Source organism: Streptomyces sp. NPDC048277 (assembly GCF_040652235.1).
Classification (GTDB): Bacteria; Actinomycetota; Actinomycetes; order Streptomycetales; family Streptomycetaceae; genus Streptomyces.
This window is the reverse complement of record NZ_JBEZLQ010000008.1, coordinates 1-24,233: the sequence shown is the minus strand read 5'-3', so window position 1 is coordinate 24,233 and position 24,233 is coordinate 1. Positions and strand designations below refer to the sequence as shown.

The following is a 24,233-nucleotide window of genomic DNA, read 5'->3' as shown; positions in this document are numbered from 1 at the left end:
GGACGCGGGGACACGACCCCCTCGAATTCACCGCTGAGAGAGGTCACCACAATGCGCGCACGGACGGCTCTGATCGCGATTCCGCTGGCTCTGGCACTGGCTGCCTGCGGCGGCGGAAAGGACACCGGCGGCAAGGCGAAGGGGGCCGGCGGCACGGCCGAGGCCGTCGCCGTCAAGGAATCCGGTCTGGGCTCGATCCTGGTCGACGGCGAGGGCCGGACCCTGTACGCCTTCACCAAGGACAAGGACGGCGCGAGCAACTGCGACGCCAAGTGCATCGCGGTGTGGCCCGCGTTGACCGGCAGCGCCAAGGCCTCCGCCGGCAGGGGCGCCCGGCCGGCCCTGATCCAGGAGGCCAGGAAGTCGGGCGGCGCGGTGCAGACGACGTACGGCGGCTGGCCGCTCTACTACTACGTCGGCGACGCGGCGCCCGGTGACGTCAACGGGCAGGGCCTGGACGGGGAGTGGTTCGCGGTCGGGGCGGACGGCAAGCTCGTGCGGAACGGCACCTGAACGCACCCGCACGAGCGGTGGACGGCACGCGAGCCCCGATGGGCGGCTCGCGTGCCGTCCGTGCTTTCCGCCCCGAACCGTTGAACCGTCTTTCTCTGCCGGTCCGTTGAACCGCCCCGGCCCGGGAGGCGTTCCTGGGGCGAGGCAGGACACGCCCGCCGACCCCCGAACCGTCCAGGGAGGAGCCCATGGCCGAGATCGAGATGCCCGGAGACGAGGTGGAGCGCCTCGGCCAGTTGCTGGGCCGGGTGATGGACCTCATCGAGACCAAGCCGACCGGGTTCAACGCCTCCGACGTGGGCCGGCCCCTGGTGGACGCCGGCTCCGACTTCGACAGGAAGTGGGGCGACGGTCGGACCCAGCTGAAGCGGAACAGCAAGGACCTCAAGGACGCCTGCGAAGCGATCGTCAAGGCGTTCAAGGACGCCGACGACCAGCAGGCCGCGGCGCTCGACCCCGACAAGAAGAACTAGCCCCGACCGACGGCGACGGCCGTACGAGCGAAGGAGCACGCTCCGATGACCACCGGATCGCAGACCTTCGGGATCGCCATCCCGGAGAACTGGATGGAGTACGACCTCGGCGGTGACACGCTGGCCGAGCGCCGTGCCGAGATGCTGCGGCAGACCCCGGACAAGCCGACCCGGGACGCCGTCAACCAGGCGTTCCGCAACGCCCGCCGGATCATGGAGGGCGCCCGCCGGCGCGGTGCCGTCTATGCCGCGGGCACCACGACGATGTACGAGGACGGCCTGCTCATGGCCGGTCTGATGATCTTCAGCATCACCCCGCCGCCGGGCGAGGACTTCTCCGCGCACGGGCTGGCCAAGCAGTTCTCCGCCTCCGGGGACCGCAAGGGCGAGGGCACGGCCCGGACCTTCACGACGGAGACGCTGCCGGGCACCGGGCCGGTCGGCCGGCTCGTCGGCATCGAGGAGAGCGAGATCACCGACGGGGTGTCGTACAAGCTGGTGGTGATGCACACGGTGGTGCCGGTGCCGGACAGCAGGCGGGTGCTGATCATCACCTGCTTCAGCCCGAACCTCCCGGTGGCCGACCAGCTGTACGACCTGTTCGACGCCATCACCGGCACGTTTGCCTTCGGCGATCAGGCGCCGGTGGTTGCCGCACGTTGAATGGGCGCCGGCGTTGAGCTGGTTCGCCCCCTGGCCGGTTCGGCCGGGGGGCGAATTTTCGTGCTGGTCATGGGCGAACAACAGCGAACAGCCACGACCTGCCGTCGGTCTTCCGCGGCTTCGTCGTGGCTGGTCGCGCAGTTCCCCGCGCCCCTTGCGGGGCGCTTTACTGGGCGCTTGTTTCTGGTACTCGGACTGTCAGGAAGCGGCCGTCGCCGAGTTGGAGGTGGGCTCGGCCCGGTTCGCTGTCCTCGCCGAGGATGCCGCGCGGGACGCGGGCGCCGACCAGTTCGCCGTCGCTCGCCGTGCGCGGGGCGAGCAGCGCTCCGCAGCGGTTGCGGCGGACGATGGCCTGCCAGCCGTGCAGGCCGCCGAGCAGCACCTCGTTGTTGCCCGCCACGATCAGTCCCCAGCCGTCGCCCGCGCTGCCGCGGGCGAGGGCGGCCAGGTCGTTGTCGATCTCCGAGTCGATCATCAGCTCGGCGTCGTCGACCAGGATCGCGCCGGCCGGCGAGTCCACCCCGCCGAGGGCCGCGCGGAAGGCCGCCACCTCGACGTCGGTGTCCGTGAAGACCTCGACCACGCCGGGGTGGCGGGCGAGTCCCCGCAGCGGTGAGGTGCGGGGCGTGATCACCACGAGCTTGGTGCCCAGGTCGAGCAGCGAGCGGGCCATGGTGAGGAGCACGGTACTGCGCCCCGAGCGCGGCGGTCCGCCGATGACGAAGGACGGGACCGTGGCGAGGTCGGTGCCCTGGGCGGAGAGCTCGTCGCCGCCGACGCCGACCATGGCCCACAGCGGGGAGACGTTCTTCGGCCGGCGCTCCAGTGCCTCGGCGAAGCCCAGCCGGTCGGGCAGTACGTCGACTCGGAACGGCCGCTTCTCGTCCGGTACTCCGGCGTCCCGTCCACGAGTCCGCTCGGCCAGCGCGGTCAGCGCACGGGCCTGTCCCGCACCGCTCGGGTCGGTGCCGTCGACGAGCGCGATCTGCGCGTTGGTGGTGTCCCTGGGCTGGATCGCCCGGCCCGCCGGGAGGTCCTCGGGGACCGAACGGGCGCTGATGCCGACCATCGAGTAGTCGCCCCGGTCGTTGAGCCGCAGCACCAGCTTGTCCTCGGTGGTGGAGGAGAACCGGCTCTGGCTCAGCACCCGGTCACCGGCCAGCACGAGGTGCACGCCGACGCTGGCGCCCTCGCGCATCAGCAGGGTCATCGCGTCCATCACGCTGCCCTGGTCGTAGGCCGCGTAGTCCCGCTCGAACGCCTCGAACCGGTCGACCAGCAGCAGGAGATGCGGGGGCCGCTCGTGGGCGGGCAGGATGCGGCGCAGTTCGGTGAGGTCCGCGACGCCCTGGCGGCCGAGCAGCGCGCGCCGCCGGCCGACCTCGCCGGTCAGCCGGTTCACCAGTCGTACGACCCGCTCGGCCTCGCCCCGGTCCACCACCGCGCCGCAGTGAGGCAGCCCGGTGAGGGCCTGCAAGGCGCCGTTTCCGCAGTCCAGGCCGTAGAGGTGGACGTCGGCGGTGCCGTGCGCGCCGGCCAGGGCGGCGGCCAGGGTACGCAGGGTCTGCGAACGGCCGCTGCGTGGCGAGCCGATGATGTGCAGATGGCCCATCCGGTCGAGGTCGAAGAGGAGTTCACGCTGGGCCTGCTCGGCGGGGATGTCGACCAGACCGTAGGCGACGGGCGCGAGGTGGCCGGGTTCGACGGGAGCGGCCCCGGGACCGGTGAGGTCGGCGAGGGTCAGCGCTTCGGGCAGCGGGGGCAGCCAGGGGCGGCGGGCGGGCGGTACGGCGAGCTGGTCCGCCGCCCCGCGCACCGCCTCGACCAGCACGGACAGGTCGGTGACCGGCTGGACGGCGCGCTCGCTCTCGGCCGGGCGGGGCAGCGGGTCGCCGAGTTCCTCCCAGTGGAGTTCGGTCAGGACCGGTGCCCGGTACTCCTCGTCGGTGGCCGTCGGGTCGAGGCGGCGGCCGCCGATCCGGCCGGTCTGGAAGGGCAGCAGCGCCGCGTGTCCGAGGCGGGCGTAGGCGCGGCCGGGGGTGCGGGGCGAGAGCTGGCCGGAGTCGGGGGCGTCGATGATGTCCCGGCTCTCGGAGGTGTCGGTGGTGCGCAGGGCGATCCGCAGGTTGGTGTTGGCCCGGATGTCGGCGGTGACCGCGCCCGAGGGCCGCTGGGTGGCGAGCATCAGGTGGATGCCGAGGGAGCGGCCCCGCTGGGCGATGTTGACCAACCCGGAGACGAAGTCGGGCAGTTCGCGGACCATGGAGGCGAACTCGTCGATGACCAGCACCAGTCGGGGCAGCGGGGCGAGTTCGGGTCGGCGGGTGCGCTTGTCGGTGTGGTCGTCGATGTCCTTGGCGGCTGCTTGGGCCAGGATGTGCTCGCGGCGCCTGAGTTCGGCGCCGAGGGAGACCAGGGCGCGCTCCACCAGGTGGGTGTCGAGGTCGGTGACCATGCCGACGGTGTGTGGCAGGTCCTCGCACTCGGCGAAGGCGCTGCCGCCCTTGTAGTCGATGAGCACGAAGTTCAGTTCGTCGGGCCGGTTGGCGACCGCCAGGCTGGCGACCAGGGTCTGCAGCAGCTCGGACTTGCCGGAGCCGGTGGTGCCGGCGATCAGTCCGTGCGGTCCGTCGGCGGCTAGGTCGACGGAGAACGCCCCGTCGACGCCGGCGCCCAGGACCGCCCGGGTGCTGCGGCCGCCGAGCACCCAGCGGGCGGCGATCGCGTCCGGCACGGGAGGTTCGAGACCGAGGACGTCAAGGAGTCGTACGGAGGCGGGCAGCAGGTTCTCCTCGGCCTCGTCGCCGACGTCCCGCAGCGGGGCGAGGGCGCGGGCGACGCCCACGGACCAGGCGCGGCTCGGCGCGTCCATCAGGACGCCGTCGACCGGGTCGGAGCCGGTCTGCTCGACCCGCAGGTGTCCGTCGGGGCCGGCGATGGCGACGGCCTGGCACTCCTCGGGCAGCAGCCGGGCCTCGTCGTCCACGCACACCGCGTACACGCCGACGGCCGGGCCCTCGCGCAGGATCTGGATGACACCGGGCAGGGCGCGCAGCCTGCGGGCGCCGTCCAGGACGACCAGGACGTCGGGCTCACCGGCCGCGCCGCCGCGTGCCGCGCGCTCCCCGGCGGCCTGCCGGGCGGCGATCACCGCACAGATCTCGGCGATCCGGCGGCCCGTGGACTCGGCGGTCGCGCCGACCATGCTGCGGGTGTCCTCGCCCAGCGGGGCGGTGTGCGGCAGCCAGTGCACCCAGGACCAGCGCTCCTCGCCGCCACTGCCCGCGAGTACGCAGATCCGCAGGTCGGTGGGGCTGTGCAGGGTCGCGGCCTGGGCGGTCAGCCAGCGCACCAGCGGCTCGGCGTGGGCGCCGCCGGCGAGGCCCAGCACCCCGGCCGCGCGCAGCGGCACGGTGACGGGTACGGCCCGGGTGGTACGGCTGATCCGGCGGCGGTGCTCCGCCTCGGCGGGGTCGTCCAGCTCCACGTAGGCGGGGCGGTCGGCGACGCCGAGCCGCAGCAGCAGGAAGTCGTCGTCGCGCCAGCGGCGTTCCCAGAGTCTGAGGCGGGGCCCGGCGGCGATCAGCAGCGCGGCGGCCGGGTCGGGGCTGGCGCTGCGCCGGGCCCGCTGCTCGGCGAGCACCGCCTCGTCGACCTCGACCTCCAGCTCGGCCTTCTTCCGCGCGTACTCGGCCAGCTGCTCCTGGTGGTTCTCCTTGCCGCGCTTCTTGTTGGAGAGCTGGCTGACCAGTGCGATCACCGGGGACAGCAGGCCGAAGATCAGGAAGCGAAGGTTGCCGAGGAGCAGCACAGAGACGCCGGACATCACCAACGGGGCGAAGATCAGCGGCAGTTGGAGCTTATTCCGGGCGGGCTTGCTCGGCGGCACCGGCAGTTTGAAGCGGTTGCGGACCGGCGGGGGCAGCAGCCGGGGCGGCCGGTTGTAGTCCAGGCCGGTCCCGTCCTCGGAGGGGACGAGGGCCGCGTCGGGGAAGGTGGGGGCAGTCAGTTCGAGCAGGGTCGGCCCGGCCCTGAGGACCCCGCCCACCGGCCAGCCGGTCCAGTCGGCCACGGCGGTGTCGTCGAGGAGCACCCGCTCCCCGGCGGCTGAGCGCACGGTCGCGGTGCCGTCGGCGGAGATCTTGAGATGGGCGGCGGTCTTGGCGAGGCCGTCCGCGGTGAGCCGGATCCGGCAGGCGTCGGCGGCGCCGATCTCGTAGTCACCGGGCGGCAGCCGGAAGACGGCACCGGCGTCGGCACCGCCGACCGCGCGCACCTCCGCGACGCCGTCCGGCTCCCGGCCGGGCACCGCCACCGGAGTGTCCAGCGACAGCAGACTGCCCGCGCGCATCCCGGTGGTGCCCACCGGCTGGTCGTACGGCAGCGGGGTGCCGCTGTGGAAAAGGACCGGGGGCGCGTCGGGGGCACCGCCGCGCAGCCGCCGGCCGAGCTCCTCGGCGAGCTCGCCGACCGGAACCGACGGGTCGGCCTCGATCATGATGTCCGCGGTCTGTCCCTGCTGCGGGTCGACGGCGGTGACGGTCAGACGCATGGTCGGTGCTCCTCGGTGCACACGGGGGGGGGATGGCGACGGGCGGCCGGGCGGGACCTCGCGCGGGTCCGGCCCGGCCGGCGTTGCGGTGCTTGGTGCGGGCCCTACTTGGAGAGGCTGTTGCCCATGTCGGAGTCGAGCTGGTTGAAGCCCTTGCCGACGCCGTCGACGTACTTCGAGATGCCCGTCAGGCCCTCGACGACCGAGCGGTAGCCCTTGGAGAAGTCCTCGACGAAGGGCTTGAACTTGGTCTTGGCGGCCGGGGTGTTGTACCCGTCCTCGGTCAGCGCGTCGAGGTCCCGCTTGATCTTCTCCAGCTGGGCCACGGCCGTGTCGTACTCGTTCATGGTGCTGGCGGCGGAGGCGGAGGTCTTCTCGTCGTTGACGATGTAGTCGGCCATCGGAATTCTCCCGTTTCTGTTTCGGAATTTCGCGGTGTCTTGATGCGGCCTCTTGATGGGGCCTCTTGATGCGGCGCCCTACACACGTGCCGGGCGCCGGAGTGGTTCAGAGGGTGATGGGCTTTTCGTCGTTGGAATGTGCGAAGTCGACGTCGGCGTTGTTGTTGAGTCCGCCGAGCACCTTTGTGGGGATGCTGGAGATTGCCGTCTCCGGGCCCTTGGTCTTGAAGACGTAGGTGTTCTCCAGTTGTTTGTTGGCGAGCGAGTTGCCGATGCCGTTGCCGATCCGGATGCCCGCGTTCTCCAGCGTGGTGAGCGGGTTGGCGTGGTTGACGCCGATCTGGTACGCGGCGCTGACGCCCTGGTTGAAGACGCCCTTGAGGACGCTGGTGAAGCCCTCGTAGAGGTACTCGCGGGTGTCGGTGACGGGGACGGGGCTGCTGGTGTACGAGTAGTACTCGTGGACAGGTGAGTGCTGTTCGTTGACCGAGCCGGCCGCGTCGACGTGGGTGACGGTGTCGCCGTTGCCGTCCTTGACCTTGGCGGCGCCGCTGTCGCCGACGTCGACGCCGAAGGTGCTGCCGTCGGGCTTGGTGACGGTGCCGTCCACCCCGCCGTTCTTGACGTCGACCGTGGTGGTGTCGCCGCCCGCCGTGCTGGAGAAGGTGGCGTTGCCGCCCGGGTGCTGGGTGATGGTCGTACCGCTGTCGGGGTGGTGGGTGGTGGCGGTGCCGTTGCCGAACGTGGTGGTCGTGCCGCCCGGTCCGTGGACGGTGGGGGCCGCGCCGGGGGCGTGCGGGGCGTAGACCGTCGTGCCGTTGCCGAGCGTGGCGTGCGGGGGCTGCACCGGTCCCTGCTCGCCCGGGTTCAGCCCCTGTACGTTGACGTCGGCCCCGGTCAGCGTGCCGTCCTTGCCGATGGTGACCGAGTCGTCCGGGCCGTTGCCGCCGCCGGGTACGGAGACCTCGAAGGTGCCGTCGCCCTTCGACTTCACGTCGAAGTCGCCGCCGTGCACGGTGGACCTGCCGCCGCTGCCGACCGGGACGTCCACGCTGGGGCCGCCGTTGTTGCCGCCCACGGTGAAGGTCTCGGGGCCGTGCGGGGGTGTGTCGGTCAGGGGGTTGGCCGGTCCGTCGACGATGCCGGACTTCTGGGCCGCGGTGCCGGCGTTCTCCTGGTTGCCGGGGGTCTTGGTGACCGTGACGTTTCCGGTGTCGACGGTGGTCTTGCCGCCGAGGAAGCCCTCGTGGGACACGGTCGGGCCGCCCCCGGGCGTGGTGACGGTGACGCCGCTGGCGCCGTCGCCGTGGATGGTGCTGATCGGGGTCTGGCCGGGGCCGTTGCCGATGGGGCGGCCCGCGGTGTCGATGGGCAGGTTGGTGTGGGGGTCCAGGTGGGTTCCGGAGGGGCCGAGGCTGTGGACGCCGCCGGGACCGAAGGTGCCCTGGGCCGGTCCGTAGGTGGTGGTGAACTCGCCCTCGTGGCCCGGGGCGGTGTTGTGCGTGACGACGCTGCCGGGCTCGGCGACCGGGTCGGCGCCGTGGGTGGTGATGGTGGGACCGTCGGGGCCGTTGGACAGGGTGTTCTCACCGCCCGTCGCTTCCAGGTGGTGGCCGAACAGGCCCGGGCCCTCCTGCTGCGGGGTGTGGACCGTGACCTGGGTGTTGGTACCGGTGATCTCGGCGCCGGAGGGCGAGTTGTGGACGGTGGCCCGGCCGTTGCCGTCGACGCTGTGCCCGACACCGGAGCCGTCGTGGACGGTGGTGGTGGGGCCGTTCGGGCCGTTGCCGACGGTGGTGGTGAAGCCGCCGTCGGAGTGGGTGATGGTCGTCCCGTCCGAGGTGACGACATTGCCGTGCTCGTTGACGACGGTCGTCTTGACCGGGTTCGAGATGACGCCGCCGTCCGGGTGCGGGACGGCGCCCGGCGGCAGGTTGGCGATGGAGCCGTCGGGGCCCTGGACGGTGAGGCCCCCGTCGGGGCTGACGGTGGCGGTGCTGGGCACCGGCCCGCCGCCGTCCGGCTGGTGGGTGAAGACGACGTCGCCGTCGCCGTTGACCGTGGTCGTGATGCCCTGGGTGTCGATCCCGTGCGGGGTCAGCGTCGCCTGGTCCCCGTTGTTGCCGAGGTCGGCGATGGTGGCGGAGCCGTCGGCGTCCGGGTGGACGGTGACGTTGCCGTTGGTGACGGTGCCCGCGTCGTTGACGGCGAAGCCGCTGCCGTTGTCGGTGGCGAGCGCGCCGTTGGGCCCGTGGTCGACGGTGGTGTGGTCGCCGGCCGGGGCCGAGGTGGTGATCGTGCCGTTCGGGTCGACGGTGCCGTTGGCCGCGTTGTTGCCGCCCACGTCGGTGTGGGCGCCGTTCTTCGTGAGCGTGGAGGTGCTGCCGTCGGCGGTGGTGACCTGGGTGGGGTGGCCGTTCCCGGACGGGGTGACGGTGACGGGGGCCGGGTGGCCGGTGCCGTGCGGGCCGACGGTGGTCGGGGCACCGGCGCCGGTGCTGACCGTGGCGCCGCCGTGGGTGACGGTGGAGATGCCGTCGGGGCCGTGGCTGATCTGGATCGGGTGGGCGCCGCCGGTGGTGCCGGTGATGCCGTTCGGTCCGTGACTGACCTGTACGGGGCCGTGGTTGAGGGTCGTGGTGCCGTTGTGCACCGAGACCGTGGCACCGTTGTGGCCGGTGACGGTGACGGTGTGCCCGCCGTTGCCGTCCACGCCGACGGTGGTGTTGCCGAGGGTGACGGGGTTGCCGGGGGTGGGCTGCGGGGCGCCCTCGACACCGGGGTGGCCGCCGGTCGGGTGGGTGGTGATCCGGCCGTTCGCGCCGACGTTGAACTCCTGGCCGTTGTGCTGGACGACCGCGGAGCCGTCGGGGCGCACCGTGGTGCCGCCCGCGGTGATGCCCTCGCCGGGGGTGTGGTGGATGCCGTCGACGTTGAACCCGCCGTTGCGGCCGACGCCGAACCCGTTGCCGTCCGCGCCCTTGAAGGTGACGCCGGCCGGTTCGAAGTTCACCGTGTGCGTGCCGTTGGTCGCGCTGCCGCCGCCGATGGTGTGGTCGGTCCTGATCCCGCCGACGGCGATGTCGCCGTTCGAGTGCACGGTGACCGGCGGGTGTCCGCCGCCGCCCGGGGTCACGTCGAGGGTGCCGGTGTTGCCGTGGAACTGCACGGTGTCGGGGTTGGCGCCCCCGGTGTGCACGGTGAAGCCGGTGTTGTCCAAAGTGGTGGTGTGCCCGGGCGCGTTGACGGTCGCGCCGCCGCCCGGCGCCAGGTGGGTCGTGGTGGGGCCGTCGGTGACGGTGACCGGCAGGTTGGTGTGCGCGGGAGGGACCGTGACGCCCTGTCCGCCCGGGCCGCCGTTGTCGACGTGGAGGGTGCCGCCGGCGTCGACCGAGGCGTGCGAGCCGTCGGGGAACGACACTCCGTGGTCGAGGTGGCCGGCGTCCGCGGTGAACGTCGTGTTGCCGACGTTGACGTTGATGCCGCCGTCGGCCGGGTTGTGGGTGACGACCGGGGCTGCGCCGCCGTCCGGGTGCGGTGTGTTGAACACCGAGTGGATGCCGTTCTGGTTGTCCACCGAGAGTCCGGGCGCGTGCACCGCGCCGAAGTCGGGGCGGTCGGTGACGCCGACGCCGCCGGGCGTGGAGATCTCGTGGCCGTTCAGGGTGAACTGCGGTGTCGAGCCCTGGCCGTCGGCGCCGGGCGAGCTGATCGTGGTGACGCCGTTCGTGTGGTCGACGCTGCCGAAGGAGCCGGAGGTCGTGAAGTCGCCGTTCGGCTTCAGCTCGGTGTGGACGGGGCTCGCGCCGCTGCCGGGCACGGGCGTGTCGATCTTCGTCGTCGTACCGTTCGAGGTGACCTTGTCCCCGGCCGGTGACTTGATGGTGTTCGCGCCGTTCTTGGTCTCCGAGGTGAAGCCGTCGGGAGTGGTGGTCTTGGTGACGGGCGGCGGCGGTGTGTGGTCGCCGGCGAAGGGGAGTTCGGAGTGCACCGGGTCGGGCTTGGGCGAACCGGGGTCGATCTTCACCTCGGTCTTGGTGCCGTCCGGCGTGCCCGCTTTGGTCTTCAGCACACCGGTGGACGGGTCCGAGGTGGTCGAGCCGTTGATGCCGTGGAAGCCGGACTTCTGCGGCAGTTCCTTGCCGTTCACATGGAAGATGTCGGTCGCCTTGAACTTGCCGTTGGTGATGCCGAGGCTCTCCACCGAGAACGCCTTGTCGATGTTGCTCTTGAACTTGCCCTTGGTGGTGAGGGCGTCCTTGAACCGGTTGGCGAACTTGGTCCCGCCGAACAGCGAGAGCGCACCGCCCGAGGCTGCCCCGATCAGCGCGCCGATCGCGGCGGGCCCGAGGTCGAACTTCTTGCCGTCGGCCGCGGCCGTGATGCCGGCCGCCGCGAACCCGAGCGTGAACTCGGTGCCCACGTCGACCGCGACCTTGCCGAGGGTTGCGAGCCCCGGGTTGGCGCTGAGCCCCACCAGCCCCTTGCCCAGCGGGCTGATGATCTTACGGAAGAACGTCGAGTTCTGGATGATCTTCGTCAGGGCGCCCGAGATCGTGCCGGCGCCCTTGCCCAGCTTGGCCAGCACCGGGGCGAGCTCGGCCAGTTTGGTGACCACCCCGCCGATCTTGCCGAGCGCGCCCAGCAGCACACCGCCGGGCACCAGCGTGAGCACGCCGATGATGATGTCGCCCACGTCGAACTTGCCCTGCGAGGCCATCCGGATCAGTGAGATGCCCAGCAGGGCCGCGCCCAGCAGCACGCCCACGAACGGGAAGAAGACGGCGACGATCCCGACGATGATGCCCGCGATGATCTCGATGAACGGGTTGTCCGCGAGGAAGTCACCGATCTTCTTGAAGAAGCCGCGCTCCGGGATCGCGTCGTTCGCCGCCTCGTCCAGGATGACGGAGGCCCTGCGCGAACCGTCCTCGCGCAGCCGTTCCGCGTCCCGCCCCAGCCCCTCGGCGGCCGACAGCCGGTTCTTGGCGTCGTCGACCTGGCCCTGCTGGGTGTTGTGGGCGTCGACCTGGTCCGGGGTGGCGTCCGCGGCCAGCGCCGGTACGTCCGTCTTCGCGGTCGCGGCCACCTCCTGGCCCTCGTCGATCGCCCGGTCCAGCATGTCCTGGGCGTTCGTCAGGGTGTCGGCGTACGTGGTGTAGGCCTCGGCGGCGTGCCGGAAGGAGTCCCGGGTCTTCTCCAGCATGCCCGGCAGATCCTTGTTTATCTTCTCCCGGAGGGCGTCCATCGCCTTGCCCTTGCCCTGCCGGATCGCCCCGTCGCCGCGCAGCAGGTCGACGGCCTCGCCCGCTCCGTCACCGAGGTCCTGGTACGTCCTGGCCAGCGTCCGGATCGCCTCCGGATCACCGGGGGTGGGGTCGCTCGTGAACCCCAGGACCTCCCAGCCCGTGATGTGCCGTCGTGCCATCTCCACGCCTCCCCGCTTCTCGTTCGTTCGGCGCCCAGTGCACGGCCGAACTCACGGAACGGTTCAGAGAGTTTGAACCGACCGGCGGCGCCACCCGTGTGACGGCCGACGCGCTCCCAGCCGCGTCGACGGCCCTGACGGAGGAGGACGAGAAAGATGCGAGACGCACCCGCGGCGACGAACCGGGTCCGGCGGACGGACATGCGGCGCAGGACGGCACAGGCGATGGCGGTCTGCTCGCTCGCGCTCGTCACCTGGATGGCACTGCCCGCGCCCGCCCACGCGGCGGTCCCGCAGCGGCCCGGGCACGTGCTGCTGGCCGACGATGTGACGAAGTTCTACATCGTCAGGTCGCCGAAGGAGAACGGCGGCAAGACCGACACCCTGTTCGACATCGCCCAGCGCACCCTCGGCGACGGCAACCGGTTCGAGGAGATCCTGGTGCTCAACAGCGGGCGCCTGCTGCCGGACGGTTCGGTGTTCGTCAGCCCGGACCAGCTGGTGCCCGGCTTCGCACTGATCCTCCCCGAGGACGCGGCCGGCTCCGGCGTCCAGGTCGGCCTCCTGCCGCAGGCGACGGCCGCGGGCGCCGGACAGAGCGCGCCGGCGGCCACCCCGAGCACGGCGGCCCCCACGACGGCCGCGAAGGCGAGCGGACCGTTCGCCGCGGTGAGCGGCCGGGTCCCGCTGCCGGCGCTGATCGGCGGGATCGCCGGGGTCACCGCGCTGACCGTGGTGATCGTCGCGCGGCGCCCGCTGGGCCGGGCCGCGCGTGCCACCGGCACCGGTGCGGCCCGGGCGGGCCGGGTCCTGCGCCCCCGGCTGCCGCGGGGCATGGCGCTGGCCCTGCGGCGGCGCCGGCGGGGCGTGCTCGCCAGGCGGCTGGCGGCGGACACCCGTACGCCGGTGATGGTCCGTCAGGCGCTGCGCGAGATCGTGCCGGTGACCACGTCGGAGACGGCCCGCCCGGTACGGGTCTACAGCGTCCTGGCGGAGCCCACCAAACTGCTCGCCTCGGTCTCCGGCGCGGGCCGGGCCCCGGCGCCGTGGACCGCGCTCGCCCCGACGCGCTGGGAGCGCACGGGCCTGCCCTCGGTCGTCGAGGGCGAGTTCTCGGCGGACCCGGGCCTGGCCATGCCGCATCTGGCCCGGGTCGGGGTGGGCGAGCGGGACGCGCAGGTCATGGTCGACCTCGGGCAGATCAACGGCGCGCTGAGCGTCTGCGGTGACCTGGCGGTCGCCCAGGACACCGTCGCGGCGCTGGTCCGGGGCCTGCTGGAACTCCCCCAGCAGCGCACGGTCGTGGTGTCGGTGGACCCGAGCGCGAGCTCCCTGCCGGGTCTCAACGGTCTGGTGCGGGTCCGCTCGGTGACCGATGTGAAGGGCCGCGCTCCCGACGAAGTCCTCAACACCGCCGAGGAGTTGGGTGTCGGTCTGGTACGGGGCGCGGCCCGCACGGGTGAGGTCACCGGGTTCGTCGTCCTCCTGGACCCGCCGACCGCCGAGGAGGCGCGGACGCTCGCGGACCTGACCGCGCCCGAGGGCGGCGGCTGGATCGTGCTCACGGTCGGCGACGTCCCCGGGGCGCACTGGCGCTGGTACGCCGAGTCCGACGGCAGCGTCGACCTGGGTGTGCTGGGCCTGAAGGTGGTCGTTCCCACGCAGACCCTGGCGGGCGCCGGCACCGGCCGCATCTGACGACCCCGGCAGGCACACCGGCCCGCATCCGACGACCGCGGCAGGCACACCGGCCCGGATCCGAACCGCCGCGGCGGAGTCACCACCGCCCCGCCACATCGAAATCCGGGCCCCTCAGCTCCGCCCCGGCAGCCGGCCGGCCTCCTCCCCGGCGGCCGGGGCGGACCCCTCTCTCTCGCGGGCGTACGGCCGCTGTCCTGAGTCCAGTTGGCCGGTCCGATCCGCTTTGTCCCTGTGGTCAAGCGGAAGTTGCGGACGTTACAGTGTGCGTCCCAGCCCCGCCGACCGCTGTCCTCGAACTCCATGAGATCGACTCGATGAGTGGGAGCGCCCGACTCGGCGGCTCTGGGAAGGTGTTCGGTGGAGCACGAGGTCGCCACACGTCAGCGGGACCGAGCGTCCGCAGACATCGCTCTGTACATGTCCCGGCCGGATGCGACGCTCACCGGCGTCCTCGACGTCCGGGCGCGATCGACGCCGCACCGCCCGGCGTTCCGCTTTCTGGCCGACGGGACGAGCGACCGCGTCGAATCGTGGACCTACCGTGATCTGAAGCGTCACTCCGACGCTGTCGCGGCACGGTTGCGGTCCGCGGGGCACCAGGGCGACCGTGTGGTGCTGGCCGGTCAGCCCGGACTGCGGTTCGTGGCGGGGCTGTTGGGCATCCTCCAGGCCGGTGCGACGGCTGTGCCGGCCTTTCCTCCGACCAACCGGCGGGCCGTGACCCGGCTGAGGTCGGTCCTGGCCGACTGCGCGCCCGGCGCGATCCTGGCGGACTCCCGCCATGAGCGGCGATTCGCCGACGCGGCGACCGACGGCGCCATGATGCCGCGGCTGATCCCGCTGGATGAAGAACCCCTCTCGAAGGCGGACGGCAGGCAGCCCTCGACGCCGCCGGACGATCCGGTACGACCGGCGGCCACGGCGCTGATCCAGTACTCGTCCGGTTCGACGGGCGATCCGAAGGGCGTGGAGCTGAGCCACGCCAACCTGATGAGCAACTGCCTCGCCATCGGCCGGCACATCGGCGCGGAGGACGATCGCATCGGGTTGAGCTGGTTGCCGCCGTATCACGACATGGGTCTCATCGGGACCGTCATGCTGGCGCTGCACGGCGGCTGGCCGCTGCTGATGATGACGCCGGAGCACTTCGTCCAGCAGCCCGCCCGCTGGCTCCGGGCGATCACCGAGCACCGGGTGACCATCACCGTCGCGCCGAACTTCGCCTTCCAGTTGTGCGCGGACACGGTGGACGAGGAGGACCTGGCCGGTGTGGACCTGTCGTCGCTCCGGCACGTCTTCTGCGGTTCCGAGCCGATCGTCCCCGACAGCCTGAACGCCTTCCGGGAGCGGTTCGCGCCCCTGGGCTACCGGGAGAACACACTGATCCCGTGTTACGGGCTCGCCGAGGCCACACTGCTCGTGACGGCCAAGGCGCCCGGGACGGCCGTCAATGTCGAGTGGGTGGACCGGGAAAAACTGTCGCACGGCCGGGCGGTGCGTACGGAGGGCGACACCGTGCCCGTCGTCGGTTGCGGGGGCCCGCCAAAGGGCCATGAGCTGCTGGTCGTCGATCCGGACTCCGGCCGGGTGCTGGCCGACGGCGAGGTCGGGGAGATCTGGGTGCACGGGCCGGGTGTCGCCGCCGGCTATCACCGCAAGCCCGGACTGACCGGCTCGACGTTCGGTGCGACGCCCGCCGGCCGGGCCGGTCCGCGCACGTATCTGCGGACCGGCGACCTCGGCTATCAGCGCGACGGCGAACTGTTCGTCACCGGTCGGATGAGCGGTCTGCTCGTCGTGGCCGGGCGGAACCTCTACCCGCAGGACATCGAGCGCACGGTCGACCGCGCCCACCCGTCCGTGCACCGGTCCGTCGTCCTCGGGCTCGGGGGCACGTCCGGGGACCAGGTCGTGGTGGTCGCCGAGGTGCGGCACAGCCGCCGCACCCGGGCCGAACTCGACGCCCTGCGCGGCACTCTGCTCGCGGCGGTGGCCGCCGAACACGGCGTCCGGCCGACCGGTGTGCACCTCGTGCGGGTCGGCACCATCCCCCTGACCACCAGCGGGAAGATCCGTCGGGCGACCGCGCGGGAGGCGTATCTGGAGGGCACCCTGGGCAGCGCTCTCGTGCCTCACGATCCCACCATGGAGCCGAGCCATGAACGCTGAAGCCACGGCCGCGCCGCCGAGGGACCGCTCCGCGCTCGTGCTCGCCTGCGCCACGGTCGGCGGATCCACGGCCGGTTTCGTGGCCGCGATCGTCTTCACCGTCCAACACGGCTGGTCCTGGCTGCACTTCGCGCTGTTCGCCGGTATGTACGCCGTCACCTCGCTGGGCGTGGAAGGCGGGCTGCACCGGTTCTTCGCCCACCGCTCGTTCTCGGCCGGCCCGGTGCTGACCTTCCTGTGGGGCGTCGCGGGCAGCATGGCGGCGCAGGGGCCGATCCTGTTCTGGGTGTCGGTACACCGCAAACACCACGCGTTCGCCGACCGGGACGGCGATCCGCACTCGCCGCGCCCGCGGGGCGAGGGACGGCTGGCGGTCCCGCGCGGCCTGTGGCACGGCCATGTGGGCTGGTTGTTCAGCGTGCGGCGGGAGGGCTGGGCCAGGTTCGTCCCCGACCTCCTGCGCAGTCGCCATGTCTGCACCATCGATCGCCACTACGTCTGGTGGATCGCCCTGGGGCTGGCCCTGCCGGCAGCGGTGGGCTGGGCGGTGACCGGCCGGCCGGTGGACGCGCTCGGCGGACTGCTGTGGGGCGGGTTCGCCCGCATGTTCGTCCTCGACCATGTGACGTGGACCGTCAACTCGTTGGGACACACGCTGGGCCGACGCCCGTACGACACCCGGGACTCCAGCCAGAACATCGCCGTGCTCGCGCCGGTCTCGGTGGGCGGGTCCTGGCACAACAACCACCACTCCCAGCCGTCGCTGGCGCACAACCGGCACCGCTTCTGGCAGCTCGACCTCACCGGCGGGGTCATCGGTCTCCTGGACCGGGCGGGACTGGTGTCCGAGGTGCGCTATCCCCCGCGGACGACCGCGGCCCGCGAAACCTGAGAGGAGGAAGAGCGAACCATGTCGGCTCCCAGTGCCCCGGCGGGCATCGTCCGGCTCGACCCCAGAAGCCTGCGGATCAAGAGGTTCTCCGCGCTGACCACCATGATCCTGCCGCTCATCGGCACCGTCGCGGCCGTATACCTGCTGGTGACCGGACAGTTCACGGTCACGGACGTGGTCCTGTTCGGCGTGTTCTACTGCGTGCACCTGGGCGGAGTCACCATCGGGCTGCACCGGTACCTCGCCCACAAGGCCTTCAAGACCTCGCCGTGGTTCCAGGACGTCCTGATGGCCGCCGGTTCCATGGCCGCGCAGGGCCCACTGCTGTTCTGGGTGGCGACCCACCGGCGGCATCACAAGTTCGCCGACCGGGAGGGCGACCCGCACTCGCCGAACCTGCACGGCACGGAATTCACGGCCCGTGTGCGCGGCCTGTGGTACGCGCACATGCCGTGGATGCTCAGCGAGGAGTCCTCGAAGTGGTCCGTCTACGCGCCGGACATCCTGCGTGAGCGCCGTCTGATCCTGCATCACCGCCTCTACCCGACATGGGTGTTGACCGGGCTGGTCCTCCCGGCCGCGATCGGTTTCGCCGTCGGGCACACCCTCCTGTCCGCGTTCTCCGGTCTCGTCTTCGGCGGTCTCGCCCGGATCTTCGTCGCCAACCAGGCCGCGTGGTGCGTCGGATCCCTCTGCCACGCCTTCGGCAGCAGGCCGTTCGACAACGGGGACAGGAGCACCAACAACTGGTGGGTCGCCGTCCTGACCTTCGGCGAGGGCCTCCAGAACAACCACCACGCCTTTCCCGGGTCCTACCGCCACGCCGTCCGCTGGTGGGAGCCCGACCTCAGCGGCTGGGTCCTGACCGTCCTCGGCAGGCTGCACGTCGTGTGGAACCTGCACGAACCCTCAGCCGCACGCATCGCCCGGAAACGACAGGAGCCCAACTGTGTTTCGCCGTAACAAGAACCAGCTCACGTCCGACGGCCCCGTCACCGAGGAGGCCATCCGCGCGTGGATGGTCGACTACATGGTGGACAAGCTGTCCGTGGACGCCTCCACGGTCGACACGAGCCGGTCCTTCGAGGACTACGGACTCGACTCCCGCACCGGGATCCAGATGTGCGGAAAGCTGGAGAAGTTCGTCGAACTCCGGCTGTCGCCCGCCCTGTTGTACGAGTACGGGTCCATCGACGCCGTGGCCGCCCATCTCGGTGAGCGGCTCGCCGAGGAGAGCGGCGAGTGAGGGCGCGGACATGGCGATGAGGGGCATGCCGACCAGCCCGGACCGGCGCTTCGAGGAGTTCCTGGACAAGTCGCGGGCGCTGGAGGGGCGGCACCTGACGCAGTCGATCCCGCGCGAGTACTTCACCCCGCGCACGGCCCGCGGAGTGCTCGGGCTCACCGTGAGCCTCGCCCTCTACGCGGGGGCGATCGCCGGAGTCGCGTTCTCCCCCTCCTGGCTGCTCGACATCCCGCTGTGGTTCGTGGCCGGCCTCGGCGGCTGGGGCATGCACTGCATCGCGCACGACTGCGGGCACGGCTCGTTCTCCCGGTCCCGACGGCTCAACACGGTCGCCGGAAGCTTCGCCCTGCTCCCGCTGCTGTACCCGTACCACTCCTGGCGGCATGTGCACAATCTGCATCACTCGCACACCAACAACCTCGAACTCGACACCGACTGGCGGCCGTTGCCCCCGGCCGCCTACCAACGCCTGTCCCCTCTCGGCAGAGCCGTCTACGCGGGCACCCGCACCTGGGCCTTCTGGGGAGGCACCGTGCGGTACTGGTTCGTGTCGGGGTTCAGGCCGGGCTACTTCCCCAAGCGGTCGATGCGCCACGACGTGTGGCGGTCCATCGCCTTCACCGGACCCGTCGCCGTCGTCGGCCTGTCGTCGCTCGTGGTGTTCACCGGCGTACGGGGCCTGCTGTACTACTTCGTCCTGCCCTGGCTGATGACCCACCTGTGGTTCAGCGCCACCACGCTCATGCACCACAGCGCGGGCGACGTCCCCTTCCTGACCTCGCAGTACTGGACACGCAACGCCGGCAGGCTGCTGCTGACCACGGACTACGCGTATCCGAGGGCGTTGGCGTTCCTGACCCACAACATCTCCACCCACACCGCGCACCACGTGGCCCCGGCGATCCCGTTCTACCACCTCCCCAAGGCACAACTCGCCCTGAAGGAGGCCCATCCGGGAATGGTCCGGGAGGAGCGGCTGACGCTCGGCCAACTGTGGCGGATCCTGCGCGGCCTGCACCTGTACGACACGGAGGCGGGCTTCTACACCGGCTTCCGGGCGGCGAAGAAGCAGACGGAGGCGACGTCGTGACCGCGACCCCTCACCAGCGGACCGGGCCGGCCATGGGTCCGGCCGAGGCCCTCTCGGAGCTGTTCACCCCGGCCGGGAAGCACAACCCGTACCCCCTGTACGACGCCTTGTGGGACCTCGGGCCGGTGATCCCGCTGGGTCCCTCCGGAACGCTCGTACTCGGTTACGACGAGGTCTGCACCGCGCTGCGCGACCCCCGTTTCCTGGTCACCGACGCCGATGTGCACCGGGCGACCGGCATGATCGACCACTCGTCCTGGCAGTGCTTCACCAAGATCATGATGTTCAGCAACTCCCCCGACCACGAACGCATGCGACGCTTCGCGGGCTGGGCCTACGCACCCCGCGAGGTCGCCGGACGGCGGCGGCTGGCGGCGAAGTGGGCCGAGCGGTGGGCGGACCGTCTCGCCGCCCTCGACGACGGGGGCCCGCTCGACCTGGTGGAGACCTTCGCCGTCCGCGTGCCGATATCCGTCACCGGAGAGCTGCTCGGCATCCCGGAGTCGGACCAGTCGGCGCTGCGCGGCGCCATCACCGCGACCACGACGGCGTTCGAGCCCGTCTTCGACCGCGACGAACTACGGCCCGCCGACGCGGGGATGGACGTACTGGTCGACTGTCTCGGCGAGCTCGTCCGGGAGCGCCGCCGGCGGCCGGGCGACGACCTGATCAGCGCGATGGTGCGGGACCGGGACGCCGGCGGCGCACTCAGCGAGGAGGAACTCGTCGCCAGTCTGGTGATGTTCCTGATCGCCGGCGTGCAGAGTCCCAGCGACCTGATCGGCACCACGGTGCGGCTCGCGCTGAGCCGTCCCGCCGAGGGCCGTGGCATGACCGGCGATGACGACCTCGTCTCCGCCTTCATCACCGAGACCCTGCGGTTCGATCCACCGAATCACGTGCTGACGCGGGCCGCCGAGACGGACATCGACTTCTACGGTCACCGCGTCGCCGCAGGCAGCAGGGCACTGCTGGTCCTGGCCGCCGCCAACCGCGACCCCCGCCGGTTCACCGACCCGGCGGTCTTCGACACCACCCGGAAGGACAACCGGCCGCTCTCCTTCGGACTGGGCCCGCACTACTGCCTGGGCGCCGCCTTCGCCAGAATGCAGGTCGAGGTCGCCGTGCCCGTCCTGCTGTGGCGCTTTCCCCGCATGGCCCTCGCGGGCCCGCCCGCCTACCGGGATCAGCTGGTGACACGCGGCTTCGCCCGCATGGACGTGACGCTCGGTACCTGAGGGAGCGAAAGACCAACACGCCCGGAGGTCACTCCGGGCCGCTGCCGCCGGAGACGTCGGACGTGGTCTGTTCGTCGTGAAGTGCGGCCAGTGCGGCGGCGAGCCTGCCCCGGCCGGTGATGCCGAGGCGCGGATAGATGCGGTACAGGTGCGCTCCGACGGTCCGGTGCGAGATGAACAGGCGCTGGCCGATCTCCCGGTTGCTCAGCCCCTGTGACGCCAGTACGGCTATCTGCGTCTCCTGGGCGGACAGTTGCTCGCCGGTGTTCGCCTGCCGGCGGCCGCTCGACTCACCGGTGGCACGCAGTTGCTCGCGGGCCATCTCGGCCCAGGGCTGCGCGCCGACCCGGTCGAACTCGTCGCGGGCGAGCCGAAGCGGGTGCCGGGCGTCCACGTTGCGGCGTTGGCGGCGCAACCAGCGGCCGTGGTGCAGCCGCAGCCGGGCACGCGACAGCGTCCAGTCGGCCGGCAACGCGGTGAGGGCCGCCGCACAGCGCTCCTCCGCCGTGTCGTCCGGAGCCAGCACCGCGTCGGTGTAGGCGTGCGCCACCACCATCATCTCCGAGGGCAGCCGTCCGGCCGGCTCCGGGAGGTCTGCCAGCAGTTCCCGGGCCTCCCGCACGGTGCCCGCGGCAACTGCGGCGTCCGCCAGGTCCGGAGCGAGCAGCCAGCGGCTCACCGAGTGGTAGTGCGGGTCAACGGGATCGAACGCGCGGGCGAGAACGTCGTAGGCCTCCGTCGCGCGGCCGTCGAACAGCGCGAGCAGGCCGTCGGTCTGCTGCGCCATCACGGTGACGAACGGCATCCCCGCGAACAGGCGGTGACTGCGGAGCTCGCGGACCGTCCGCGCCGCCTGCTCGGTTTCTCCGCGCAGCGCGGCCACCAGGCCGGCCGTGGCCTTCAGCCCCAGCCAGACGATCCATTCCCCGCTCTCCTCGGCCAGGCCGAGCCCCTCGGCGGACTCCTCGCGAGCTCGCTCAAGCCGGCCGAGGTACACCTGCGGCCAGCTGGCGGCCAGCGAACGGGCGAGCAGTCCGAGCCGACCCTGCGACCGCCATGCCGCAGCCGCCGGCGCGAGGTGGCGGGCGGCGCGACTCATGTCGCCGACGACCATTGCGCCACTGCCCAGAAAATGCAGGATCCGGCCGTCCTGGCGGTGTGCCCCGACTCCGTCGAGCCGCGCGATCACGTCGGCCCCGTGCCGGTACGGCTCGGTGTACGCCCGCACCGCCAGGACGTGGGGGGGGCATCCGGATCGGGATTCCATCGGTCGAGTTCCGCGGCGGCCCGAGCACGCACCTGCGCGTCGCCGTCCTGGAAGAAGCATCGTGCGGCGGCGCGCCACAGCAGGTTCTCCGCGACGTCTGCGGCTCCCACGTCGAACGCTCCGGCCGCCGCGCTGACCATGTCCTGGATCCGTCGCTGCGGGTCGCCCGATTCGAAGGCGCAGTTGTCGGACACCACCATGAGGCGCGCCCGCTCCACCCGGCCCAGGGCGCTCATGTCGGTGCGGTCCAGTAGCGCCTGGACACCTGCGCGGTCGTTGATCTCGCTGGACAGCTCGGCCGCCCGAACCAGGATGCCGGTTCGGCGCCGCGCGTCGAGGACGAGGTCGGCCGCCTGGCGCAGCGCCGGGACGGCTGCCGCCACCTTCCCTCGGGCCTGCGACGCGTCGGCGAACTGCTCGAGCCGGGCGGCCAGTTCCTCGTCCGGCCCGATCGTGGCCGCCGCCTCGTGGGCGAGTTGGCGCTCGGGGGTGTCGTCCATCACGGCTGCGAGGGCACGGTGGGCGGCCAGGCGATCGGCGAGCGTGGCGTGGGTGTAGATCGCCGTGCGCATCAGCGGATGACGGAACTCGGGGGTGTAGCCGACCAGGGTGACCAGATCCGCGTCGACCGCCTCCTGCACCGCGTCGACGGAGACCGCCGAGCCGAGGAGGCGACTCGACACGTCCAGCAGCAGGTTCAGGGGCGCGGCCGGCTCCACGGCCAGGACCAGCAGCAAGGTGCGGCACTCCCGGCTCACCGCGTCGGTACGCGCGGAGAACGCGTCCTCCAGGCGCTGGGTCAGGGGCAGGTCGTCCATCTGCGCGGTCATGCCCTGCACCGCCTTGGGCAGTTCCACCAGGGCCAGCGGATAGCCCGCGGCACGCTCCAGGATGAGCGCGCGCAACGGCGCCGGCAGGTCGGGTGCGCCGGCGTCGAGCAGTTCGGCGGCGGCCGGCGGCCCGAGCGGTTCCAGGGGGAGGTCCAGGAGGACGTGCGATTCGGAGTACTGGATCCGGGCGGCGGCGATGATCTGTATGGTCAGGTCGCGGGTGCGCCGGGCAACGAACTTGAGCACGTCCCGGCTGCACGAATCGATCCACTGCACGTCGTCGACCAGCAGCAGAAGCGGCTGGTGACTGGCGGCGTCGGCGAGCAGTTCGAGCACGGCCAGCCCGACCCGGTACATCTCGGGCTCGGTGTCCCTGACGCCGAACGCGCCATTCAGCGCCGACCGGTGATGAGCGGGCAGGTCGTCGATGCCGTGGGCGACCGGTTGCAGCAGCAGTTGCAGTGCGGCGAACGGCAACCACTGCTCGGGTTCCACCCCGGACGTACGCAGCACCTTGAAGCCGCTTTCGGCCGCGTCGGTCCCGGCCCTGCGCAGCAGAGCCGACTTACCGACGCCGGCGGCGCCGTGGACCAGCACCGCGCTGCCGTGCCCGGCCCCAGTCTCTGCCAGCAGCCCACGCAGGGTGGCCAGCTCCCTGTCCCGCCCGATCATCGGACGCGCGCAGATCCCGCCGTCTGCGGGATTCCGTCGACCATGGCCGCAGGATGCTCGGGCAGGGCCGGAGGTCCACTCATCGGCACGGCAGGCATCGGACGCGGCACGTGAAGCTTCTCTCCGTCGAGGGGTCGTTCCGCCCGCCATGCTACGCGTCGGGTGCGACGACTCCTGTCGGTGGGCCTCGACGGTCGCGCCGCCGGAAGGCGGGCGCTCTCAAAGCGTCATGTCTCGTCCGGCAACCGGCCGACGAAGCTCTCGGTGCCCAGAAAACTTCTTTCCTCTCCGAGCGGCACAGCCTCGAAGGCGGATGTCAGGAATTCCTCGATCACCACCGCCGATGCGGCTATGACGAACATCTCGCAGCCCGACCGGAACGACATGTACACCAACCCATGACCGCGGATTTCGGCAGGCCAGATCTGAACGTCACCGAGCCCACTGAGCCGCCACCGGCCGGAAGCCAGCAGTTCGCGCCCGAATTCCCACTCGATGACCGCATCAGTACCCACGTTGAATACGAGGAATACCGAATACGGATCCGCGGCGTCGTATCGGAGATCTGTGACGACCGGCACGGGCGACTCCTCGTCGAGAAGAGCCACGACCGTCCGGCAGGTGACCGGCGCGGGCCGGGCGCCTCGCTCCTGTATGCGTCTGCGATCTTCGTGAGCACACTCGGGCTCATCATCGGTGCCGAAGACCTTCCCACCCATGATTCGTCCTCTCTCGTCTTCACCCGCTCCGGTGGAACGGGCTCCTACGAGCCTGGGACCGGCCGAGACCTGATGCATCAGTCAAGTGACTACGAGCGGACGAGCCGGGCCGGAGCGCACCCATTCGGTTTCAAGTGAAACCGTATCGAATGCACATATGGCTGTAATGTGACCCCGTGACCACCCATACCCCTCACGGAACACCCCCCTCCCCCGCTTCGCGCGCGACCGACCGCCCCGGAGACGCCTCACCCTTCGCCCTCGCCCTGCTGCTGCGGCGGGCACATTGGCGTGCGGCTGCGGTGATGGCGGAGGCGCTGCGTCCGTTGGGGATCGAGTTGCGGCATTTCGCGGTGTTGCTGGTGCTGGTGGACCGGGG

The 24,233-nt window shown here is 71.5% G+C and carries 16 protein-coding genes and 1 pseudogene; 11 read left to right on the top strand and 6 right to left on the bottom strand.

Annotated features, from left to right (window positions below):
- Nucleotides 1-51: 51 nt before the first annotated feature.
- From AB0D85_RS18970 to AB0D85_RS18960, 3 genes are all read left to right on the top strand, one after another.
- Nucleotides 52-513: a hypothetical protein gene (locus tag AB0D85_RS18970; RefSeq protein WP_362321415.1), complete on the top strand. Its 462-nt coding sequence runs from the start codon at nt 52-54 to the stop codon at nt 511-513.
- Between the two features lie 188 nt (nt 514-701).
- Complete coding sequence (locus tag AB0D85_RS18965) at nt 702-986, top strand: hypothetical protein (protein WP_362321413.1); 285 nt, start codon at nt 702-704, stop codon at nt 984-986.
- A 45-nt stretch (nt 987-1,031) separates the two neighbouring features.
- Nucleotides 1,032-1,649: a hypothetical protein gene (locus AB0D85_RS18960; protein WP_362321411.1), complete on the top strand. Its 618-nt coding sequence runs from the start codon at nt 1,032-1,034 to the stop codon at nt 1,647-1,649.
- 166 nt (nt 1,650-1,815) lie between these two features.
- Here AB0D85_RS18960 and AB0D85_RS18955 read toward each other — a convergent pair whose 3' ends face one another.
- The 3 genes from AB0D85_RS18955 to AB0D85_RS18945 form a co-directional block, all read right to left on the bottom strand.
- The gene (locus AB0D85_RS18955) at nt 1,816-6,201 is read right to left on the bottom strand and encodes an FtsK/SpoIIIE domain-containing protein (protein WP_362321409.1); all 4,386 of its coding nucleotides are present in this window, start codon (nt 6,199-6,201) and stop codon (nt 1,816-1,818) included.
- A 104-nt stretch (nt 6,202-6,305) separates the two neighbouring features.
- A complete protein-coding gene (locus AB0D85_RS18950) occupies nt 6,306-6,602 on the bottom strand; it encodes a WXG100 family type VII secretion target (RefSeq protein WP_362321407.1) in 297 nt (98 codons plus the stop codon).
- Nucleotides 6,603-6,708: 106 nt separating this feature from the next.
- Nucleotides 6,709-12,030 (bottom strand): putative T7SS-secreted protein, encoded by a 5,322-nt coding sequence (locus AB0D85_RS18945; RefSeq protein ID WP_362321405.1) that lies wholly within the window; start codon nt 12,028-12,030, stop codon nt 6,709-6,711.
- Between the two features lie 156 nt (nt 12,031-12,186).
- Here AB0D85_RS18945 and AB0D85_RS18940 point away from each other — a divergent pair, with 156 nt between their 5' ends.
- The 7 genes from AB0D85_RS18940 to AB0D85_RS18910 all read left to right on the top strand — a co-directional run bounded on the left by AB0D85_RS18940 (nt 12,187) and on the right by AB0D85_RS18910 (nt 20,366).
- The gene (locus AB0D85_RS18940; protein ID WP_362321403.1) at nt 12,187-13,728 is read left to right on the top strand and encodes a hypothetical protein; all 1,542 of its coding nucleotides are present in this window, start codon (nt 12,187-12,189) and stop codon (nt 13,726-13,728) included.
- Between the two features lie 420 nt (nt 13,729-14,148).
- On the top strand, nt 14,149-15,900 hold the full coding sequence (locus AB0D85_RS18935) for a fatty acyl-AMP ligase (RefSeq protein WP_362321401.1): 1,752 nt from the start codon (nt 14,149-14,151) through the stop codon (nt 15,898-15,900).
- A complete protein-coding gene (locus tag AB0D85_RS18930; RefSeq protein WP_362321399.1) occupies nt 15,890-16,792 on the top strand; it encodes a fatty acid desaturase in 903 nt (300 codons plus the stop codon). Before AB0D85_RS18935 ends, AB0D85_RS18930 begins: the two co-directional genes overlap by 11 nt.
- An 18-nt stretch (nt 16,793-16,810) precedes the next feature.
- Nucleotides 16,811-17,755, top strand: coding sequence for a fatty acid desaturase (locus tag AB0D85_RS18925; RefSeq protein ID WP_362321396.1), 945 nt, complete (start codon nt 16,811-16,813; stop codon nt 17,753-17,755).
- Nucleotides 17,742-18,038: an acyl carrier protein gene (locus AB0D85_RS18920; protein ID WP_362321394.1), complete on the top strand. Its 297-nt coding sequence runs from the start codon at nt 17,742-17,744 to the stop codon at nt 18,036-18,038. The genes AB0D85_RS18925 and AB0D85_RS18920 overlap by 14 nt, the downstream gene beginning before the upstream one ends.
- Nucleotides 18,039-18,063: 25 nt before the next feature.
- Nucleotides 18,064-19,128, top strand: coding sequence for a fatty acid desaturase (locus AB0D85_RS18915; RefSeq protein ID WP_362321392.1), 1,065 nt, complete (start codon nt 18,064-18,066; stop codon nt 19,126-19,128).
- Entirely contained in the window at nt 19,125-20,366 is a 1,242-nt protein-coding gene (locus tag AB0D85_RS18910; protein ID WP_362321390.1) for a cytochrome P450, read from the top strand. Before AB0D85_RS18915 ends, AB0D85_RS18910 begins: the two co-directional genes overlap by 4 nt.
- Nucleotides 20,367-20,394: 28 nt before the next feature.
- Here AB0D85_RS18910 and AB0D85_RS18905 read toward each other — a convergent pair whose 3' ends face one another.
- The 3 genes from AB0D85_RS18905 to AB0D85_RS18895 all read right to left on the bottom strand — a co-directional run bounded on the left by AB0D85_RS18905 (nt 20,395) and on the right by AB0D85_RS18895 (nt 23,854).
- Nucleotides 20,395-21,594 carry a helix-turn-helix transcriptional regulator gene (locus tag AB0D85_RS18905; protein WP_362321388.1) on the bottom strand — a complete coding sequence of 400 codons (1,200 nt, stop codon included), beginning with the start codon at nt 21,592-21,594 and terminating at the stop codon, nt 20,395-20,397.
- Entirely contained in the window at nt 21,552-23,135 is a 1,584-nt protein-coding gene (locus AB0D85_RS18900; protein WP_362321386.1) for an AAA family ATPase, read from the bottom strand. The genes AB0D85_RS18905 and AB0D85_RS18900 overlap by 43 nt, the downstream gene beginning before the upstream one ends.
- 227 nt (nt 23,136-23,362) lie before the next feature.
- Nucleotides 23,363-23,854, bottom strand: coding sequence for an SsgA family sporulation/cell division regulator (locus tag AB0D85_RS18895; RefSeq protein ID WP_362321384.1), 492 nt, complete (start codon nt 23,852-23,854; stop codon nt 23,363-23,365).
- 176 nt (nt 23,855-24,030) lie between these two features.
- On the opposite strand from AB0D85_RS18895, the pseudogene AB0D85_RS18890 reads away from it, so the two are divergent.
- A pseudogene (locus AB0D85_RS18890) lies at nt 24,031-24,233 on the top strand (MarR family transcriptional regulator); the annotation flags it as partial.

What these genes read in the sequence shown, in the direction of transcription:
- AB0D85_RS18970 (WP_362321415.1), top strand. Translation starts at nt 52, where the DNA reads ATGCGCGCACGGACGGCTCTGATCGCGATTCCGCTGGCTCTGGCACTG.
- AB0D85_RS18965 (WP_362321413.1), top strand. Translation starts at nt 702, where the DNA reads ATGGCCGAGATCGAGATGCCCGGAGACGAGGTGGAGCGCCTCGGCCAG.
- AB0D85_RS18960 (WP_362321411.1), top strand. Translation starts at nt 1,032, where the DNA reads ATGACCACCGGATCGCAGACCTTCGGGATCGCCATCCCGGAGAACTGG.
- AB0D85_RS18955 (WP_362321409.1), bottom strand. Translation starts at nt 6,201, where the DNA reads ATGCGTCTGACCGTCACCGCCGTCGACCCGCAGCAGGGACAGACCGCG.
- AB0D85_RS18950 (WP_362321407.1), bottom strand. Translation starts at nt 6,602, where the DNA reads ATGGCCGACTACATCGTCAACGACGAGAAGACCTCCGCCTCCGCCGCC.
- AB0D85_RS18945 (WP_362321405.1), bottom strand. Translation starts at nt 12,030, where the DNA reads ATGGCACGACGGCACATCACGGGCTGGGAGGTCCTGGGGTTCACGAGC.
- AB0D85_RS18940 (WP_362321403.1), top strand. Translation starts at nt 12,187, where the DNA reads ATGCGAGACGCACCCGCGGCGACGAACCGGGTCCGGCGGACGGACATG.
- AB0D85_RS18935 (WP_362321401.1), top strand. Translation starts at nt 14,149, where the DNA reads ATGTCCCGGCCGGATGCGACGCTCACCGGCGTCCTCGACGTCCGGGCG.
- AB0D85_RS18930 (WP_362321399.1), top strand. Translation starts at nt 15,890, where the DNA reads ATGAACGCTGAAGCCACGGCCGCGCCGCCGAGGGACCGCTCCGCGCTC.
- AB0D85_RS18925 (WP_362321396.1), top strand. Translation starts at nt 16,811, where the DNA reads ATGTCGGCTCCCAGTGCCCCGGCGGGCATCGTCCGGCTCGACCCCAGA.
- AB0D85_RS18915 (WP_362321392.1), top strand. Translation starts at nt 18,064, where the DNA reads ATGCCGACCAGCCCGGACCGGCGCTTCGAGGAGTTCCTGGACAAGTCG.
- AB0D85_RS18900 (WP_362321386.1), bottom strand. Translation starts at nt 23,135, where the DNA reads ATGATCGGGCGGGACAGGGAGCTGGCCACCCTGCGTGGGCTGCTGGCA.
- AB0D85_RS18895 (WP_362321384.1), bottom strand. Translation starts at nt 23,854, where the DNA reads ATGGGTGGGAAGGTCTTCGGCACCGATGATGAGCCCGAGTGTGCTCAC.